15 protein-coding genes are annotated in these 19,080 nt (G+C 65.5%); all 15 read left to right on the plus strand.

Translation table 11 applies throughout. The features are described 5' to 3' along the window. The first annotated feature begins 445 nt into the window (after positions 1 to 445). The 15 genes from rpoB to rpsG all read left to right on the plus strand — a co-directional run bounded on the left by rpoB (position 446) and on the right by rpsG (position 19,013). Positions 446 to 3,946: a DNA-directed RNA polymerase subunit beta gene (gene rpoB, locus GD627_RS04510; protein ID WP_152271502.1), complete on the plus strand. Its 3,501-nt coding sequence runs from the start codon at positions 446 to 448 to the stop codon at positions 3,944 to 3,946. A gap of 191 nt (positions 3,947 to 4,137) precedes the next feature. After that, on the plus strand, positions 4,138 to 8,028 hold the full coding sequence (locus GD627_RS04515; protein WP_146361041.1) for a DNA-directed RNA polymerase subunit beta': 3,891 nt from the start codon (positions 4,138 to 4,140) through the stop codon (positions 8,026 to 8,028). Between the two features lie 113 nt (positions 8,029 to 8,141). After that, positions 8,142 to 8,909 (plus strand): IclR family transcriptional regulator, encoded by a 768-nt coding sequence (locus GD627_RS04520; protein WP_152271503.1) that lies wholly within the window; start codon positions 8,142 to 8,144, stop codon positions 8,907 to 8,909. Between the two features lie 136 nt (positions 8,910 to 9,045). Next, entirely contained in the window at positions 9,046 to 10,242 is a 1,197-nt protein-coding gene (locus GD627_RS04525; protein WP_152271504.1) for a 4-hydroxybenzoate 3-monooxygenase, read from the plus strand. 120 nt (positions 10,243 to 10,362) lie between these two features. Further along, positions 10,363 to 11,181, plus strand: a complete 819-nt coding sequence (gene pcaH, locus GD627_RS04530) for a protocatechuate 3,4-dioxygenase subunit beta (protein ID WP_152271770.1) — start codon at positions 10,363 to 10,365, stop codon at positions 11,179 to 11,181. Next, positions 11,181 to 11,747, plus strand: a complete 567-nt coding sequence (pcaG, locus tag GD627_RS04535; RefSeq protein ID WP_152271505.1) for a protocatechuate 3,4-dioxygenase subunit alpha — start codon at positions 11,181 to 11,183, stop codon at positions 11,745 to 11,747. Before pcaH ends, pcaG begins: the two co-directional genes overlap by 1 nt. A gap of 2 nt (positions 11,748 to 11,749) precedes the next feature. Next, positions 11,750 to 13,165, plus strand: coding sequence for a lyase family protein (locus tag GD627_RS04540; RefSeq protein WP_152271506.1), 1,416 nt, complete (start codon positions 11,750 to 11,752; stop codon positions 13,163 to 13,165). Beyond that, complete coding sequence (locus GD627_RS04545; RefSeq protein ID WP_152271507.1) at positions 13,162 to 13,974, plus strand: alpha/beta fold hydrolase; 813 nt, start codon at positions 13,162 to 13,164, stop codon at positions 13,972 to 13,974. The genes GD627_RS04540 and GD627_RS04545 overlap by 4 nt, the downstream gene beginning before the upstream one ends. 4 nt (positions 13,975 to 13,978) lie before the next feature. Then, positions 13,979 to 14,383 carry a 4-carboxymuconolactone decarboxylase gene (gene pcaC, locus GD627_RS04550; RefSeq protein WP_227918757.1) on the plus strand — a complete coding sequence of 135 codons (405 nt, stop codon included), beginning with the start codon at positions 13,979 to 13,981 and terminating at the stop codon, positions 14,381 to 14,383. 63 nt (positions 14,384 to 14,446) lie between these two features. Continuing rightward, positions 14,447 to 15,646: a thiolase family protein gene (locus GD627_RS04555; RefSeq protein ID WP_152271508.1), complete on the plus strand. Its 1,200-nt coding sequence runs from the start codon at positions 14,447 to 14,449 to the stop codon at positions 15,644 to 15,646. Positions 15,647 to 15,677: 31 nt separating this feature from the next. After that, entirely contained in the window at positions 15,678 to 16,361 is a 684-nt protein-coding gene (locus GD627_RS04560) for a 3-oxoacid CoA-transferase subunit A (RefSeq protein WP_152271509.1), read from the plus strand. Then, entirely contained in the window at positions 16,358 to 17,023 is a 666-nt protein-coding gene (locus GD627_RS04565; RefSeq protein ID WP_152271510.1) for a 3-oxoacid CoA-transferase subunit B, read from the plus strand. Before GD627_RS04560 ends, GD627_RS04565 begins: the two co-directional genes overlap by 4 nt. A 19-nt stretch (positions 17,024 to 17,042) precedes the next feature. Next, entirely contained in the window at positions 17,043 to 17,825 is a 783-nt protein-coding gene (locus GD627_RS04570; protein WP_152271511.1) for an IclR family transcriptional regulator domain-containing protein, read from the plus strand. Between the two features lie 341 nt (positions 17,826 to 18,166). Continuing rightward, the gene (rpsL, locus tag GD627_RS04575; protein WP_146361060.1) at positions 18,167 to 18,541 is read left to right on the plus strand and encodes a 30S ribosomal protein S12; all 375 of its coding nucleotides are present in this window, start codon (positions 18,167 to 18,169) and stop codon (positions 18,539 to 18,541) included. Between the two features lies 1 nt (position 18,542). Beyond that, positions 18,543 to 19,013: a 30S ribosomal protein S7 gene (rpsG, locus tag GD627_RS04580; RefSeq protein WP_146361062.1), complete on the plus strand. Its 471-nt coding sequence runs from the start codon at positions 18,543 to 18,545 to the stop codon at positions 19,011 to 19,013. The last annotated feature ends 67 nt before the right edge of the window (positions 19,014 to 19,080 follow it).

Genomic DNA, 19,080 nt, shown 5'->3' on the forward strand with positions numbered 1-19,080 from the left:
TACGCCACCGGACGGTGCCGGGGGAGACAGCCGTCACATGCGCCCGAGGTGCCGCACACTGCACGGGAAGCACAAAACCGCCGTTGTGCGGTAAGGTATCTGTATCCGATGCGTGAACGGTGCGCCGGTGTTGCCTGTAGCTCCCCCTCATACCGGGGATTTCCTTCGCTGGAGATTCCGTCCCGGGACGTCCTTTCGGGGGGTCGAGCGAAGCAGGGTGCAAATACCGGCTAGACTTGTCTGCCCATAATGCCCTATAGTGGATATTTGCTTCCTCCTGTTAACCTTCAGCCTTCATATAGCGGTGGGCTTCGTTCCGTGCCGGGCAGTATCCGCAACCTGTGGATGTGCCCCGCGCCGGACATCGGGACGCACACGGACTCGGTCCGGATCGTGCAGGGGAGGAGGCGTGAAACACGCCTGAAGGTCTGTGGAAGGATCCCTCTTGGTCGCCTCGAGCACCTCTAATAACGAAACCGCTACTAATCCGGAGAACGCAGCTTCCCGGATTTCATTCGCAAAGATTCACGAACCGCTTGACGTTCCCAATCTTCTTGCCCTGCAGACGGACAGCTTCGACTGGCTCGTCGGCAACGAGCGCTGGAAAGCGCGCGTTGAAAAGGCACGGGAGACCGGCGAACAGGGTATTGCCACCACTTCCGGCCTCGCTGACATCTTCGAGGAAATCTCCCCGATTGAAGACTTCCAGGGCACCATGTCCCTGAGCTTCTCGGAGCCGGAGTTTGCCGACCCGAAGTACACCGTGGCGGAGTGCAAGGACCGGGACGCTACGTACTCGGCCCCTTTGTACGTTAAAGCCGAATTCATGAACAACAACACGGGTGAAATCAAGCAGCAGACCGTGTTCATGGGCGACTTCCCCCTCATGACAAACAAGGGAACGTTCGTCATCAACGGCACTGAGCGTGTTGTTGTTTCCCAGCTGGTCCGTTCCCCGGGCGCCTACTTCGAGCGCACCGCGGACAAGACCAGTGACAAGGACATCTACACCGCGAAGATCATTCCTTCCCGCGGTGCATGGTTCGAACTGGAGATCGACAAGCGCGACCAGGTGGGCGTCCGCCTGGACCGCAAGCGCAAGCAGTCCGTTACTGTGCTGCTCAAGGCACTGGGCTGGACCGAAGGCCAGATCCTCGAGACCTTCGGCGAATACGACTCCATCCGGGCCACCCTGGAAAAGGACCCCACCGAAACCCGCGAAGATGCCCTGCTGGACATCTACCGCAAGCTCCGTCCGGGCGAGCCGCCCACGGTTGAGGCTGCCCAGACCCTGCTGGACAACCTGTACTTCAACCCGAAGCGCTACGACCTGGCCAAGGTTGGCCGTTACAAGATCAACCGCAAGCTCGGCATCGACAAGCCCCTGACGGACCCCGATGCTTCGGTGCTGAACAATGACGACATTGTCGCCATGATCAAGTTCCTCGTGGCACTGCACGCCGGCGAAAAGACGGTTCCGGGCAAGCGCAACGGCGACGACGTGGACATCCGCGTCGAGGTCGACGACATTGACCACTTCGGCAACCGCCGCATCCGCGCCGTCGGCGAACTGATCGAAAACCAGATCCGTACGGGCCTGTCCCGCATGGAGCGCGTCGTCCGCGAACGGATGACCACCCAGGACGTCGAGGCCATTACGCCGCAGACCCTGATCAACATCCGTCCGGTCGTTGCTGCGATCAAGGAGTTCTTCGGAACCTCCCAGCTCTCGCAGTTCATGGACCAGAACAACCCGCTGGCCGGCCTGACGCACAAGCGCCGCCTGTCCGCACTGGGCCCGGGCGGTCTGTCCCGTGACCGTGCAGGCATGGAAGTCCGAGATGTGCACCCGTCCCACTACGGACGCATGTGCCCCATCGAAACCCCTGAAGGCCCGAACATCGGCCTGATCGGTTCGCTGGCTTCCTACGGCCGCATCAATGCCTTCGGCTTCATCGAAACCCCGTACCGCAAGGTCGAGGAAGGCGTAGTCACCGACAAGGTCGACTACCTGACCGCCGATGACGAAGTTGAGCGCACCATTGCCCAGGCAAACGCCCCGCTGCGCGCCGACCAGCACTTCGCCGAGGACCTCGTCCTCGTCCGTGCCCGCGGCGGTTCCGGTGAGCCCGTCCTCGTTGAGCCCAACGAGGTCGAGTACATGGACGTCTCCCCGCGCCAGATGGTGTCGGTGGCTACGGCCCTGATTCCGTTCCTGGAGCACGATGACGCCAACCGCGCCCTCATGGGTGCGAACATGCAGCGCCAGGCTGTGCCGCTGCTCCGTTCCGAGCGTCCCGTTGTGGGCACCGGCATGGAGAAGTACACCGCCGTGGATGCCGGCGACTCCGTCACCGCCAAGAAGCCCGGTGTTGTCACCGAGGTTTCCGCTGACATCGTCACCGTCATGAACGACGACGGCACCGAGACCAGCTACCCGATCATGAAGTTCGAGCGCTCCAACCAGGGCAACGCCTACAACCAGCGCGTGCTGGTCTCCGAAGGCGCCCGGGTTGAGGTCAACAGCATCATCGCCGACGGTCCCGCAACGGACCAGGGTGAACTGGCCCTTGGTAAGAACCTGCTCGTGGCATTCATGTCATGGGAAGGCCACAACTACGAAGATGCCATCATCCTGTCCCAGCGCATGGTCTCCGACGATGTCCTGACCTCGATCCACATCGAGGAGCACGAGGTTGACGCCCGCGACACCAAGCTTGGTGCCGAGGAAATCACCCGCGACATCCCCAACGTCTCCGAAGAGGTGCTCTCGCAGCTCGACGAGCGCGGCATCATCCACATCGGTGCCGAGGTTGAAGCAGGCGACATCCTGGTTGGCCGCGTCACCCCGAAGGGCGAAACGGAACTGACCCCGGAGGAGCGCCTGCTGCGCGCCATCTTCGGCGAGAAGAGCCGCGAAGTCCGCGACACGTCCCTGAAGGTTCCCCACGGCGAGTCCGGCACCGTCATCGGCGTCCGTATCTTCGACCGCGACAACGACGACGAGCTGCCCCCGGGCGTCAACCAGCTGGTCCGCGTCTACGTGGCGCACAAGCGCAAGATCACGGACGGCGACAAGCTGGCCGGCCGCCACGGCAACAAGGGCGTCATCTCCAAGATCCTCCCGATCGAAGACATGCCGTTCATGGAAGACGGAACCCCCGTCGACATCATCCTGAACCCGCTGGGTGTTCCGGGCCGAATGAACGTCGGACAGGTCCTGGAAATCCACCTCGGCTGGGCTGCCAAGCAGGGCTGGAAGATCGAGGGCGAGCCGGACTGGGTCAAGGACCTGCCGAACCTGCCCCGCGAGACCGGCCCCACCACCGTCGCCACCCCGGTGTTCGACGGTGCCAGCGAGGACGAGATCATCAACCTGCTCGACTCCACCAACGTGACCCGTGACGGCAACCGCCTGATCGGTGCCTCGGGCAAGGCCCGGATGTTCGACGGCCGCTCCGGCCAGCCGTTCCCGGACCCGATCTCCGTCGGCTACATGTACATCCTGAAGCTCCACCACCTGGTGGACGACAAGATCCACGCACGCTCCACCGGACCGTACTCCATGATCACGCAGCAGCCGCTGGGTGGTAAGGCACAGTTCGGCGGCCAGCGCTTCGGTGAGATGGAAGTCTGGGCCCTGGAAGCGTACGGCGCCGCCTACACGCTTCAGGAACTGCTCACGATCAAGTCCGATGACATCCATGGCCGCGTGAAGGTCTACGAAGCCATCGTCAAGGGCGAGAACATCCCGGAGCCCGGCGTTCCGGAATCGTTCAAGGTCCTGATCAAGGAAATGCAGTCGCTCTGCCTGAACGTGGAAGTCCTCTCCACCGAAGGCAACACGATTGAAATGCGTGACTCGGATGAAGAAGTCTTCCGGGCCGCGGAGGAACTGGGTATCGATCTGTCCCGTGCAGAGCCCAGCTCCGTCGAAGAGGTTTAGCTGGTAGATCCGTCCTGGTCGGCGCCAGGACGGTCCGGAACGGCGGCAACGAAATTCCGCAGCTCGCAGAGCTCGCACGGAATATTAAAGCCGCCTAACCCGGACCGGCTGGCGCCGGCCCTGATGGTCACCTTCAATCTTTTCCGCACCCGAGACATTCAGATTTAGAGAACAAGAGAGAACAGGGACCCATGTCCAACGATTCCACGTTCGGCCTCATGCGAATCGGCCTTGCCACCGCGGATGAAATCCGCGGCTGGTCTTACGGCGAAGTCAAGAAGCCGGAAACCATCAACTACCGAACCCTGAAGCCGGAGAAGGACGGTCTTTTCTGCGAAAAGATCTTCGGTCCTTCCCGCGACTGGGAATGCTACTGCGGTAAGTACAAGCGCGTCCGCTTCAAGGGCATCATCTGTGAGCGCTGCGGCGTCGAGGTCACCCGAGCCAAGGTGCGCCGCGAACGCATGGGCCACATTGAGCTCGCCGCTCCGGTCACCCACATCTGGTACTTCAAGGGTGTCCCGTCCCGCCTGGGCTACCTGCTGGACCTGGCGCCGAAGGACCTTGAAAAGGTCATCTACTTCGCTGCCTACATGATCACCTCCGTCGACGAGGAAAACCGCCACGCCGAACTGCCGAACCTGCAGGCCGAGCACGACCTGGAGCGCAAGCACCTCGTTGACCAGCGCGACTCCGACATTGCCGCGATTGCCAAGGACCTCGAAGGCGAGATTGCCCGCCTCGAGGGCGAAGGCGCCAAGGCTGCCGACAAGAAGAAGGCCCGCGACTCCGCCGACCGCCAGATGGCCAAGGTCCGCCGCGACGCCGACAACAACATTGAGCGCCTTGAGCAGGTCTGGGACCGGTTCAAGAACCTCAAGGTCGGTGACCTGGAAGGCGACGAAGGCCTCTACCGCGAACTGCGTGACCGTTACGGTCTGTACTTCGAAGGCTCCATGGGTGCCGAAGCCATCAAGAAGCGTCTTGAAGACTTCGACATGCAGGCCGAGTCCGAGAACCTGCGCGACATCATCCAGAACGGCAAGGGCCAGCGCAAGACGCGTGCCCTGAAGCGCCTGAAGGTTGTCAACGCGTTCCTGACCACCACGAACAGCCCGCTGGGCATGGTCCTGGACGCCGTTCCGGTCATCCCGCCGGAACTGCGCCCGATGGTCCAGCTCGACGGCGGCCGTTTCGCGACGTCGGACCTCAACGATCTGTACCGCCGTGTTATCAACCGCAACAACCGCCTGAAGCGCCTGCTGGATCTCGGTGCCCCCGAGATCATCGTGAACAACGAAAAGCGGATGCTCCAGGAAGCTGTTGACTCCCTGTTCGACAACGGCCGCCGCGGCCGTCCGGTCACCGGACCGGGCAACCGTCCGCTGAAGTCGCTGTCCGACATGCTCAAGGGCAAGCAGGGCCGCTTCCGCCAGAACCTGCTGGGTAAGCGCGTTGACTACTCCGGCCGTTCCGTGATCGTCGTCGGCCCGCAGCTGAAGCTGCACCAGTGCGGCCTGCCCAAGCAGATGGCGCTGGAGCTCTTCAAGCCGTTCGTGATGAAGCGCCTGGTTGACCTCAACCACGCACAGAACATCAAGAGCGCCAAGCGCATGGTCGAGCGTTTCCGTCCGCAGGTCTGGGACGTACTGGAAGAGATCATCACCGAACACCCGGTGCTCCTCAACCGTGCACCCACCCTGCACCGCCTCGGCATCCAGGCCTTCGAGCCGCAGCTCGTTGAAGGTAAGGCCCTTCAGCTGCACCCGCTGGTCTGCGGCGCCTTCAACGCCGACTTCGACGGTGACCAGATGGCAGTGCACCTGCCGCTGAGCCCCGAAGCGCAGGCCGAAGCACGCATCCTGATGCTGTCCTCGAACAACATCCTGAAGCCGTCCGACGGCCGCCCGGTCACCCTGCCTTCGCAGGATATGATCATCGGCCTGCACCACCTCACCACCAAGCGCCCCGGTGCTGTCGGTGAAGGCCGCGTGTTCGGGTCCCAGGCCGAAGCCATCATGGCCTTCGACATGGGTGAACTGCACCTGAACGCCCTGGTGAAGATGCGCGTGGACGGCTTCGTCCCCAGCGCAGGACAGCCCGCTCCGGAAGGTTGGGAAGAAGGCACTCCTGCCCTCATCGAAACCTCCCTCGGACAGGTCATCTTCAACCAGACGCTGCCTGCGGATTACCCGTGGGTGCCGGAAGTTGCCGATAAGGGCCAGCTCTCGACGATCGTCAACGATCTCGCCGAGAGGTACCCGAAGGTCGTCACGGCGGCCACGCTGGATAACCTGAAGGACGCCGGTTTCTACTGGGCCACCCGCTCGGGCGTTACCGTCGCCATCTCCGATATCGCGGCTCCGATCGACAAGCCGGCCATTATGGAAGGCTACGAAGCCCAGGCTGCGAAGGTTGAAAGCCAGTACGGCAAGGGCCTGATCGCCGAAGACGAGCGCCGCCAGGAACTGATCGACATCTGGAACAAGGCCACCAACGAGGTTGCTGCTGCAATGCGGGCGAACATGCCCGAATTCAACAACATCAACCGCATGGTGTCCTCCGGTGCCCGTGGTAACTGGCTGCAGGTCCGGCAGATTGCCGGTATCCGCGGTCTGGTGGCCAACCCTAAGGGCGAGATCATCCCTCGCCCGATCAAGTCCTCCTACCGCGAGGGCCTGTCGGTGCTGGAATACTTCATCGCCACCCACGGTGCCCGTAAGGGTCTTGCCGATACCGCACTGCGTACCGCCAACTCGGGTTACCTGACCCGCCGTCTGGTGGACGTTTCCCAGGACGTCATTGTCCGCGAGGAAGACTGCGGTACCGAGCGCGGCCTGAACGTGACCATCGCGGTTCCGGACGCCAACGGCGAGCTGCAGCTGCACGAAGAGGTCGAGAACTCGGCGTACGCACGTACGCTGGCCACCGACGTCTCCGATGCGCAGGGCAATGTCCTGGCCAAGGGCGGCGACGATGTGGGCGACGTCCTCATCGCCAAGCTGTTCGAAGCCGGCGTCACGGACATCAAGGTCCGCTCCGTACTCACCTGTGAGTCCGCCGTCGGTACCTGTGCACTCTGCTACGGCCGCTCCCTGGCCACGGGTAAGACCGTGGACATCGGCGAGGCCGTGGGTATCATTGCCGCACAGTCCATTGGTGAGCCGGGTACCCAGCTGACCATGCGTACCTTCCACACCGGTGGTGTTGCTTCCGCTGAGGACATCACCCAGGGTCTGCCCCGTATCCAGGAGCTCTTCGAAGCACGTACGCCTAAGGGCGTTGCTCCGATCTCCGAGACCGCGGGCCGGGTCACCATCGAAGAGACCGACCGCCAGATGCGTCTGGTTGTCACTCCCGATGACGGTTCGGAAGAAATCGCGTACCCGGTCCTGCGCCGTGCCCGCCTCCTGGTTGCCGACGGCGACCACGTCGAGGTTGGCCAGCAGCTGGTCTTCGGTGCGGTGGATCCCAAGCAGATCCTCCGTATCCTCGGCCCGCGCAAGGCACAGGAATTCCTGGTGGACGAAGTCCAGCGCGTGTACCGCAGCCAGGGTGTGGGTATCCACGACAAGCACGTCGAGGTTATTGTCCGCCAGATGCTGCGCCGCGTGACCGTGATCGAATCCGGCGACTCCGATCTGCTCCCGGGTGAGCTGACCGAACGCCGCCGCTTCGAGAGCGAGAACCGCCGCGTGGTTTCGGAAGGCAAGAAGCCTGCTTCGGGCCGTCCGGAACTGATGGGCATCACCAAGGCCTCCCTGGCCACCGAGTCCTGGCTGTCCGCAGCTTCCTTCCAGGAGACAACCCGCGTCCTGACGCAGGCTGCCATGGAAGGCAAGAGCGATCCGCTGCTCGGCCTCAAGGAGAACGTCATCATCGGTAAGCTGATCCCGGCCGGAACGGGCCTGCCCCGTTACACCGAGGTCACTGTCGAGCCGACCGAGGAAGCAAAGGCCAACCTGTTCACCGGCCCGAGCGCCTTCAGCGACTTCGACTACGCCGGCGTTGACGGCGGCCTGAGCCCTGAGTTCCACGCCATCCCGCTGGATGACTACGACATGGGCAGCGACTTCCGCTAAGGAAAGCGCACACCAACGGCAGGTCCCGCACCCTCAGGGTGCGGGACCTGCCGCGTTTAAGCCCCCGGGCGGGGCCCCGGCCTCCGCACCGGCGCTGTGCCAGAATGAGGAACATGGCGAATTCCCCCACCGGCGAATCCATGACCAGCCGGATCGTCAGGATCATCAGTGCCTTCGATGACACGCACCAGTCCATGCCCGTGGCCGTGCTGGCCCGCCGCGCGGATCTGCCCCTGTCCACCGCCCACCGGATCGTGAAGGACCTCATGGGGCACGGCTTCCTCCAACGCGAACCCGACGGAGGCATCCGCCTCGGCCTGCGTCTGTGGGAACTGGCCAACCGCAGCTCCGCGGCGCTGGGCCTGAAACAGATAGCGATGCCGTTCATGGAGGACATCCAGGCAGTGGTCCGGCAGCACACCCAGCTGTCCGTGCTCCGCCAGGACGAGGTTCTCTTCATCGAGCGCCTGTCCAGCCACGGATCGGTGCTGAACCACGCCAAGGTAGCCGGCCGGCTCCCCGTCCACGTTTCCTCTTCGGGGATGGTGATGATGGCCCACTCGCCCCGGCACGTGCAGGAAGCCTACCTGCAGCGGCGGGACCTCGACGCCGCCGGGGAAAAGAGCCTGCGGGCGGCCTGGGCCCGCATGCGCCTGGAAGGCAGCGCCAGCCTGCCCGGCGCCGTCGTGGCCGATACCACCGGGATCGCGGTGCCCGTTTTCGGGGCGGGCAGCACCGCAGTGGCCGCGATCGGCGTGGTCGTGCCGACCGGAGCCGAGGACATCCCCGCAACCGTCCCGGCACTGATGACCGCCGCCCGCGGCATATCCCGGGGCCTCGGGGTCCGCACCGAGGCGGCGGGACCGCATCACCGGACCTGACCCGGGACCGGCGCCCGGCCGCCCGACCGGGCCAGGCTCATTTCCCAATGAATGAGAATCACTTTGGAGCACCCCGTGTGCCGGCAGTCACACTGGAAGGTAGTGTCCGCTACAAAGTTTCCAAAGGAGTTCGATGATGGGTGCAGAGCGCACAATTCTCAAAACGCAGGTCGGCATTGTGGGCGGCGGCCCCGCAGGGCTGATGCTGTCGCACCTGCTGGCCAAGTCCGGCATCGAGAACATCGTGGTGGAAAAACGGGACCATGAAACCATCCGCACCACGCACCGGGCGGGGATCCTGGAGCACGGCAGCGTCCGGATGCTCACCGAGACCGGCGTCAGCGACCGGGTGCTCAGCGAGGGCTACCGGCACGAGGGAATCGACCTGCGTTTCGGCGGGGAAAGCCACCGCATCGACTTTGAAGACCTGGTGGGGGAGTCCGTGTGGCTGTACCCGCAGAACGAGGTGTTCACCGACCTCGCCGCCGCCCGCGAGCGGGACCACGGCGACGTCCGCTACGGAGTCAGCGACACCGCCGTCGTGGACCTGGCGACGGACACACCGAAAATCCTCTTCACCGACAGCGACGGCCGGGACTTCGAAATCCACTGTGAAATCCTGGTCGGCTCGGACGGGTCCGGCGGCATCTGCAAGCGCTCCATCCCGAAGGAAGCCCGGACGGACAACTTTATCGAATACCCCTTCGCCTGGTTCGGCATCCTGACCCGTGCCGCCCCCAGCGCACCTGAACTGATCTATGCCAACTCGGACCGCGGCTTCGCCCTGATCAGCCAGCGCAACGACGAGGTCCAGCGGATGTACTTCCAGTGCGATCCGAACGAGGATGCGCAGTCCTGGAGTGAGGAACGCATCTGGGACGAGCTCCAGGCCCGGGTGGACGGCCCCGACGGCTTCCAGCTGACACGGGGACCCGTCTTTGAGAAGACGGTGCTCAAATTCCGCAGCTATGTATGCGAACCGCTGCGGTACGGCAACCTGTTCCTGGCCGGAGACGCCGGGCACACCGTTCCGCCCACGGGCGCCAAGGGCCTGAACCTCGCCCTGGCCGACGTGCGGGTACTGTTCGAGGCCATTGATTCCTTCTACGCCACCCGCTCCGCGGAACTGCTGGACGGCTACAGCGACAAGGCGTTGAAGCGGGTCTGGCGGGCGCAGAACTTCTCCTACTGGATGACCTCGATGCTGCACACCCGTGCAGATGCCACGCTGTTTGAACGCAAGCGTGCGCTGGGCGAGCTGAGCGGCGTCGTCGCCTCCCGGCACGGCAGCGCCTACCTGGCCGAGGCCTACACGGGGTGGCCCAACACCTGAGTTCGCATAGTGAACATTTGTCCATCCAATGAACAAGCCGTGTTATTGTGGTCTCGACCACGTGGTGCTTGAAAAGCCGGAGCGCGAGGGCGCGCTTCTTTGAAAGGAAGACCCATGGAAATGGAAGAGGACCTTTTCTCCGACAGCCATGTCATCGAGAAGCTGGACGCCGCCGAGGCTTCGCAGGACCAGATCTCCGCTGAAATCGCTTCGGTCCACGCCGAGTACGCCAAGGGGGTGAACGACGGCGGCGCCGAGGAGACCCAGCCCCGCATCGATTTCACGCCTTACCGCAGCTCGCTCCTGCGCCACCCCACCAAGGATCCGCACCACGTGGACCCCGAAACCATTGAGCTGTGGTCCCCGGCCTTCGGGCACCAGGATGTCCACGCGCTCGAAAGCGATCTCACCATCCAGCACAACGGCGAGCCGATGGGGGAGCGGATCATCGTCCGGGGGCGCATCCTCGACGGTGACGGGCATCCGGTCCGCAACCAGCTGGTGGAGATCTGGCAGGCCAATTCCGCCGGCCGCTACATCCACAAGCGCGACCAGCACCCCGCCCCACTGGACCCGAACTTCACCGGCGTGGGCCGCTGCATCACCACGGACGACGGCTCCTACGAATTCACCACCATCAAGCCCGGCCCGTACCCGTGGAAGAACCACTACAACGCCTGGCGGCCCGCGCACATCCACTTCTCGCTCTTCGGCACCGACTTCACCCAGCGCATGATCACCCAGATGTACTTCCCCGGGGATCCGCTCTTCGCCCTGGACCCGATCTACCAGTCGATTACCGACTCCAAGGCGCGGGACCGGCTTGTGGCCACGTATGACCACAACATCACCTCGCATGAATGGGCCACCGGCTACAACTGGGACATCGTGCTCACCGGCAGCAACCGCACCTGGATGGAAGACGAGGACGCAGAGTAATGAGCGAGCAGAAGCTAACCGCCACGCCCGGCCAGACCATCGGCCCGTTCTACGGCTACGCCCTCCCCTTCGAGAAGGACAACCAGCTGCTGCCTCCGGGCATGCCCGGCAGCGTCCGCCTGCAGGGCACCGTGACCGACGGCGCCGGAAACACCATTCCGGACGCCCTGCTGGAAATCTGGCAGGCCGACGCCGACGGGAACATCCCGCAGCGCACCGGGTCCCTCGTCCGTGACGGCTACACCTTCACCGGCTGGGGCCGCACCGCCGTCGACAATGCCGGCAACTACACCTTCACCACGGTGAACCCGGGCCCCACGGAAGAGGGATCCGCCCCGTTCATCTCCGTGGTCATTTTTGCCCGCGGACTGCTGAACAAGCTGCACACCCGCATGTACCTGCCGGACGACGAAGAGGCACTCGCCCGTGACGCCCTGCTGTCCTCGCTGCCCGAGGACCGCCGCCGCACCCTGATAGCCACCCGCGAAGCGGACGGCGGGCTGCGCTGGAACATCTGCCTGCAGGGCGAAAACGAGACCGTTTTCCTCGCCTACCCCGGAGCGTAGCCGTGGGCGCAGCGGACAGCGCGGACTACGGGCTGCTCTCCCCGGCCTGGGCGGGAACCCCGGCCGCGGACCTCACCGGAGACCGCCAGCTGCTCCAGGCCCTGCTGGACGTGGAACTGGAATGGGTGCGCGTGCTGGCCTCCGCCGGACTGGCCGATCCGGAAGCTCCGGCCGTGGTTGCCGCAGTGTCTGACGCCTCCCGGTATGACACGGCGTCCCTTGCCGAACGTGCACAGGGCGGCGGAAACCCCGTAATCCCGCTGCTGGCGGACCTCCGGGCCCAGGCACGGGCACAATCCCCGAAGGCCGCGGCAGCGATCCACCGCGGTGCCACCAGCCAGGACATCATGGACACGGCTCTGATGCTGATGGCCCGCCGTGCCCTGGACACCATCCTGGCGGACGCGGACCGTGCTGCCGCCGCACTCGGGGATCTGGCCCGGCGCCATGCGGCAACCCTGTGCGTGGCCCGCACCCTCACCCAGCACTCCCTGCCCTCCACCTTCGGGCTGCGTGCCGCGCAATGGCTGCACGGCGTCGGCGCCGCTGCCCAGGGCCTGCGCGCGGCTGCCGCCGACCTTCCCCTGCAGTGGGGCGGAGCCTCCGGAACGATGGCCGCCCTGAGCCTGGCCGCCGGGTCAGCCGCGGGGAACGGGGCACCGGTCACCGCCTTCAGCCTCAGCGCGAGCCTCGCCCAGGGCCTTGGCCTGGCGGAGCCCGTGGCACCCTGGCAGACCAACCGCCTGCCCGTGACCGCCCTCGGCGCCGCCCTGCAGGACTTCACCGCGGCAGCGGGCAAGATGGCCAACGATGTGCTGCTGCTCAGCCGCCCGGAAATCGGCGAGGTCTCCGAACCCCGCGCCGCCGGCCGCGGAGGGTCCTCCGCCATGCCGCAGAAGCAGAACCCGGTCCTGTCCGTCCTGATCCGCAGCGCCGCCCTGGCCGCCCCCGGCTACGGCCTGCAGCTCAACGCCGCCGCAGCAGCCGCAGACGATGAACGGCCCAGCGGTTCCTGGCACGTGGAATGGCAGGCCCTGCGCTCCCTGCTGCGCCTGGCCGGGGGAGCGGCCGCCAAACTTGCCGAGCTGGCCGAAGGCCTCCAGGTCTCCACGGACGCACTGGCCCGGAACCTGGAAACCGCCGGCCCGCTGGTGGTCAGCGAAAAAATCATGGCCGTTGCAGCCCCGCTGCTCGACGACGGCGTGCCCGGACGCGGCAAGGAAGTCATTGGCGGCGCCGTGGCCCGCTCGCTCTCCTCGGGCGAGCCCTTCGAACACCTGCTGCGCAGCGCCGTCCCCACCGACCTCCTCTCCGATGCCGAGCTTCGGAATCTCCTCAACCCCGCCTCTTACCTAGGGGAAGCAGCCGCCCTCATCGAGCGGATCACTACTGCCTACCCCGGAAAGCCCTCAGCATGAGCATCCCCGCCATCAAGGCCACCCGCCTCTCCTACGCCGGACCCAAAGCCCCCGTCCTGATTGCCGGACCGTCGCTGGGCACCGCGGCCCTGCCGTTGTGGAGCCGGGCGGCCGCCGCGCTGGACACCTATACGGTCCTTGCCTGGGACCTGCCCGGCCACGGAGCCAGCCCCGCCGCCGAGGAGCCCTTCAGCGTCGCGGACCTTGCCGCCGCCGTCGCCACCCTGGTGATCGGTGCCCGCGGCGCGGGAGACATCCCCGCCGACGCACCGGTCTTCTACGCCGGAGTGTCACTGGGCGGCGCCGTCGGGCTGCAGCTGGGCCTGGACCACGGGACACTGTTCGACGGCATAGCCGTTCTGTGCTCCGGTGCCAAGATCGGCGAAACCGCAGCCTGGGAAGAGCGGGCGGAAACGGTGCGCGTCCAGGGCACGCCCACCCAGGTGGTCGGTTCCGGACAGCGCTGGTTCGCCCCGGGCTTCATGGACCGGGAACCGGCCGTCGCCGCCGCCCTGCTGCACTCCCTGCAGGACGCCGACCGCTTCTCCTACGCGCTCTGCTGCCGGGCACTGGCGACCTTCGACGTCCGCGGCCGGCTGCCGGACATCACGGTTCCGGTGCTCGCCGTGGCGGGCGCCGACGACGCCGTCACCCCGCTGTCCTTCGCGCAGCTGATCGCCGACCGCGTGGCGAACGGAGCCGCCGTCGTCGTTGATGATGCCGCGCACCTGGTTCCGGCGGAGCAGCCGGCGGCAACCGCGGACCTGCTGAAGGATTTCTTCGGCGCCCAGTACCTTGAAGGGAAATAACACAGTGATTGCAGACGCCAACAAGAGCCGCCAGGACGTGTACAACGAGGGCATGGCGGTCCGCCGGGAAGTCCTCGGCGCCGAACACGTGGACCGGGCCAACGCCGGCAAGGACGAATTCACCACGGATTTCCAGGACCTCATCACCCAGTACGCCTGGGGGACCATCTGGACCCGTCCCGGCCTGCCGCGCACCATGCGCAGCGCCATCACGCTGACCGCGCTGATAGCGCACGGGCATCTGGAGGAGTTCGCCATGCATGTCCGCGCCGCGCTGCGCAACGGCCTGGACCGTGACGAGATCAAGGAGATCGTGCTGCAGTCCGCCATCTACTGCGGCGTTCCGTCCGCCAATTCCGCCTTCAAGGTGGCCCAGGGCGTCTTCCGGGAAATCGACGCAGCGGCGTAAGCCGCAGCCCGCGCCCCCTTCCCCTACCTCTTCCAGTTTCCGCTTTCCAGTTCTAGGAGCACCGTGAACCAGGCCTTCATCTACGACGCAGTCCGCACCCCCTTCGGCAAGTTCGGCGGCGCCCTCGCCGGAGTCCGCCCGGACGACCTGGCCGCACAGGTCCTGAAGGCGTCCGTGTCCCGGGCCCCCGGCCTGGACCCCGAACGCATCGACGAAGTGCTCTTCGGCAACGCCAACGGCGCCGGCGAGGAAAACCGCAATGTTGCCCGCATGGCCACCCTGCTGGCAGGCCTGCCGACCAGCATCCCCGGCACCACGGTCAACCGGCTGTGCGGTTCCTCGCTCGATGCGGCCATCATCGCCTCGCGGCAGATCAACACCGGCGAGGCGGACCTGATGCTCGTCGGCGGCGTCGAGTCCATGAGCCGTGCCCCCTGGGTGCTGCCCAAGAACGAAAAGCCTTACCCCGCCGGAGACCAGACCCTGGCCTCCACCACCCTCGGCTGGCGGCTGGTCAACCCGGCCATGCCCAAGGACTGGACCGTGTCCCTGGGCGAGGCCACGGAACAGCTGCGCGAGAAGTACGGCATTACCCGCGAACGCCAGGACGAATTCGCCGCCGCTTCGCACGCCCGGGCCGCCAAGGCCTGGGAAGACGGCAAGTACGCCAACCTGACCGTCGGCGTCGAGGGCGTGGACCTGGACCGTGATGAAAGCATCCGTGCCGGTTCCACTGTGGAGAAGCTCGCCACGCTGCGCACCGTCTTCCGCCCCGTCTCCGATGACGCCTCGGGCGGAACCGTCACCGCAGGCAACGCCTCCCCGCTGAACGACGGCGCGTCCGCGGCCTGGCTGGGCAGTGAAAACGCCGCCGGGATCCTCGGCCTGGACCCGCTGGCCCGGATCGCCGGCCGCGGTGCCGCCGCCAACGAACCGCAGTTCTTCGGCTATGCCCCCGTGGAGGCCGCCAACACGGCACTGAAGCGTGCCGGCATCAGCTGGAGCGACGTCGGCGCAGTGGAACTCAACGAGGCCTTCGCCGCCCAGTCCCTGGCCTGCCTGGACGCCTGGGACGTGGACCCGGAGATCGTTAATGCCTGGGGCGGCGCGGTAGCCATCGGGCATCCGCTCGGTGCCTCCGGCACCCGCGTCCTGGGCACGCTGGCCCGCCGGCTGCAGGAATCCGGAGAGCGGTGGGGCGTGGCCGCCATCTGCATCGGCGTGGGCCAGGGCCTCGCCGTCGTACTCGAAAACGCCAACTAAGCATCCAGACACCGAAGACGTAAGGAAAAACGTGCTCAACATAGTGCAGGACGTCGATGAGGCCGTCGCTCCCATCCACGACGGCGCCACCGTCATGATCGGCGGGTTCGGCCGGGCCGGCCAGCCGGTGGAGCTCATCGAGGCGCTGCTGCGCCAGGGCGCCACGGATCTGACCGTCGTCAACAACAATGCCGGCAACGGCGAACAGGGCCTCGCCGCCCTGATCGGCGCCGGCCGCGTGAAGAAGATCATCTGCTCCTTCCCGCGGCAGACCGATTCGCAGATCTTCGACGCCAAATTCCGCGCCGGAGAGATCGAACTGGAACTGGTGCCCCAGGGCAACCTCGCCGAGCGCATCCGCGCCGCGGGCGCCGGCATCGGCGGCTTCTTTACGCCCACCGCCTACGGCACGCCGCTGGCCGAAGGCAAGGAAACCCGGATGATCGACGGCCGCGGCTACGTTTTCGAAACTCCGCTGCATGCAGACTTCGCCCTGATCAAGGCACTGCGCGCGGACAAGGCCGGCAACCTCGTCTACCGGAAGACGGCCAGGAACTTCGGGCCGGTCATGGCCACCGCAGCGAAGACCGCCATCGTCCAGGTCCGCGAGATCATCGACGTGGGCGAGATGGACCCCGAAGTTGTGGTCACCCCCGGAATCTACGTCAACAGCCTGGTCCGCGTGGACCGGGAGAAAGCGCCGGCTGCAGCATGAGCAACGTTTCCGAAAAGCTGGACAGGAATGACCTGGCTGCCCTGGTGGCGGCCGACATTGCCCCCGGGTCCTTCGTGAACCTGGGTATCGGCCAGCCGACCCTGGTCTCCAACTACCTCCGGCCTGAACAGCACGTCACCCTGCACACCGAAAACGGAATGCTGGGGATGGGCCCCGAGGCCACCGGCGACGAGGTGGATCCGGATCTCATCAATGCCGGCAAGATCCCCGTGACCGAGCTGCCCGGCGCGTCCTACTTCCACCATGCCGACTCCTTTGCCATCATGCGCGGCGGGCATCTGGACGTCTGCGTCCTGGGCGCGTTCCAGGTCTCGGCGTCCGGCGACCTGGCCAACTGGCACACCGGCGCACCTGACGCCATCCCGGCAGTGGGCGGTGCCATGGACCTGGCCACCGGTGCGAAGGACGTCTACGTGATGATGTCCCTGTTCACCAAGGACGGGCTCAGCAAACTGGTTCAGGAATGCAGCTATCCGCTCACCGGCGTCGGCTGCGTCACCCGCGTCTACACTAGTGAAGCGGTCTTCCTGCTGAAGGAGGACGGCGTCCACGTCCGCGAAACCTTCGGCACCACGTTCGAAGAACTGGCGGCACGGATGGACATTCCGCTGATCCGCGCCGCGGCAGACGGCCGGCAGTAACACAACACCTGGGGGAAAGATGAGCGCCACGGCAGCGGCCAGCGGCCAGTTCGTGCAGTCACTGGCGCGCGGGCTGGTGGTGATCCGGGCGTTCGATGCCGACCACGTGCAGATGACCCTGAGCGAGGTGTCCCGCCGCACCGGGCTGACCCGGGCAACCGCGCGCCGGTTCCTGCTCACCCTCGCACAGCTGGGCTACGTCCGCACCGACGGGCGGACCTTCGAACTCACCGCGCTGGTGCTGCAGCTGGGGTACTCCTATCTCTCCGGCCAGTCCCTGCCCCAGCTCACGCAGCCGGTGCTGGAGGATCTCTCCCGGGAGATCTCCGAATCCACGTCGGCGTCCGTGTTGGACGGAGACGAGATTGTCTACATTGCCCGCATCCACACCCGCCGGCTGATGACCGTCGGCATCAGCGTGGGCACCCGGTTCCCTGCCTATGCCACCTCCATGGGAAGGGTCCTGCTCGCCGGGCTTCCCGAGGACCGGTTCGAGGACTACGTCTCCACCGCCGAACTGCTCCCGCTGACGGACCGCACCGTCACGGACCCGGAGCAACTGCGTGCTGCCGTGGCGCAGGCGCGGGAGCAGGGCTGGGCCATCGTGGACCAGGAGCTGGAGCTGGGGCTGCGTTCCGTGGCCGTTCCGGTGCTGGACCCGAAGGGTGCCGTGGTGGCAGCCCTGAACACGTCCATGCAGGCCACCGCGGGGCTTACAGTGGAAGAGGCAGCCGCCCGCGTGCTGCCCCACCTGCAGCAGGCTTCCGCCACCATCACCGCTGCCCTGACGGCCCGCAGCTAGTGACGCTGGCCTCACTCGCACCAGGTCCGCGTTAAGTCTGCTAGACTGAAAACCAATTGTTTGTGTGGCAGTGGATGAAGGCCGCTCGCGTGCCCTCCGTGGTGAGATACTCGGAGGAATGCATTCCGAAAGGAATGGGCGGGCCTGTTTCCGGGTTGCGGGGTCCTTGCGCAACGAATGCCACACTTTTGCACGCCTACGGTCGCTTTCGGCGAGAATATCGGAACTTCTCGGGGCATTGCGGCAACGACTTGAAGCGCGTCGCCCCGGAACCGGCTCCCAGCCGGCGGCGGGACGAGGCAACCAGAGAATTATCTCGAGAAAAAACGGAGAACACGAAAGTGCCTACGATTCAGCAGCTGGTCCGCAAGGGCCGCTCACCCAAGGTCTCCAAGACCAAGGCTCCTGCCCTCAAGGGCAGCCCGATGCGCCGTGGTGTCTGCACCCGCGTCTACACCACCACCCCGAAGAAGCCGAACTCGGCTCTGCGTAAGGTTGCACGTGTCCGCCTCAACGGCGGCATCGAAGTAACCGCATACATCCCCGGTGTGGGTCACAACCTTCAGGAACACTCCATCGTGCTGGTGCGCGGCGGTCGTGTGAAGGACCTTCCCGGTGTCCGCTACAAGATTGTCCGCGGTGCCCTCGATACCCAGGGTGTCAAGAACCGCAAGCAGGCTCGCAGCCGCTACGGCGCGAAGATGGAGAAGAAGTAATATGCCCCGCAAGGGTCCGGCCCCCAAGCGGCCGCTCGTACTGGATCCCGTCTACGGCTCCCCGCTGGTCACGCAGCTGATCAACAAGGTCCTCGTCGACGGCAAGAAGTCCACCGCAGAGCGCATCGTTTACGGTGCACTTGCAGGCGCCCAGGAGAAGACCGGACAGGATCCGGTTGCAGCCCTGAAGAAGGCCATGGACAACATCAAGCCGAGCCTTGAGGTCAAGTCCCGCCGTGTTGGCGGCGCCACCTACCAGGTTCCGGTTGAGGTCAAGCCGGGCCGTGCAACTGCACTGGCACTGCGCTGGCTCGTTGGCTACTCCAAGGCCCGCCGCGAGAAGACGATGACTGAGCGTCTGCGCAACGAAATCCTGGACGCTTCCAACGGTCTTGGTGCAGCTGTGAAGCGCCGCGAGGACACCCACAAGATGGCCGAGTCCAACAAGGCCTTCGCCCACTACCGCTGGTAAAAAGCCTGGCCGACGGCGGCCCCTCCTTCAAGGCCCTGCATTCCGCTTAGGCGGGGTGCAGGGCCCG

The organism is Arthrobacter yangruifuii (assembly GCF_009192775.1).
Lineage (GTDB): Bacteria > Actinomycetota > Actinomycetes > Actinomycetales > Micrococcaceae > Arthrobacter_B > Arthrobacter_B yangruifuii.

Bases quoted from the DNA above. Each gene is read 5' to 3' on its own strand.
- GD627_RS04515 (WP_146361041.1), top strand. From the start codon at position 4,138: ATGTCCAACGATTCCACGTTCGGCCTCATGCGAATCGGCCTTGCCACC.
- GD627_RS04520 (WP_152271503.1), top strand. From the start codon at position 8,142: ATGGCGAATTCCCCCACCGGCGAATCCATGACCAGCCGGATCGTCAGG.
- GD627_RS04525 (WP_152271504.1), top strand. From the start codon at position 9,046: ATGGGTGCAGAGCGCACAATTCTCAAAACGCAGGTCGGCATTGTGGGC.
- pcaH (WP_152271770.1), top strand. From the start codon at position 10,363: ATGGAAGAGGACCTTTTCTCCGACAGCCATGTCATCGAGAAGCTGGAC.
- pcaG (WP_152271505.1), top strand. From the start codon at position 11,181: ATGAGCGAGCAGAAGCTAACCGCCACGCCCGGCCAGACCATCGGCCCG.
- GD627_RS04545 (WP_152271507.1), top strand. From the start codon at position 13,162: ATGAGCATCCCCGCCATCAAGGCCACCCGCCTCTCCTACGCCGGACCC.
- GD627_RS04565 (WP_152271510.1), top strand. From the start codon at position 16,358: ATGAGCAACGTTTCCGAAAAGCTGGACAGGAATGACCTGGCTGCCCTG.
- GD627_RS04570 (WP_152271511.1), top strand. From the start codon at position 17,043: ATGAGCGCCACGGCAGCGGCCAGCGGCCAGTTCGTGCAGTCACTGGCG.
- rpsG (WP_146361062.1), top strand. From the start codon at position 18,543: ATGCCCCGCAAGGGTCCGGCCCCCAAGCGGCCGCTCGTACTGGATCCC.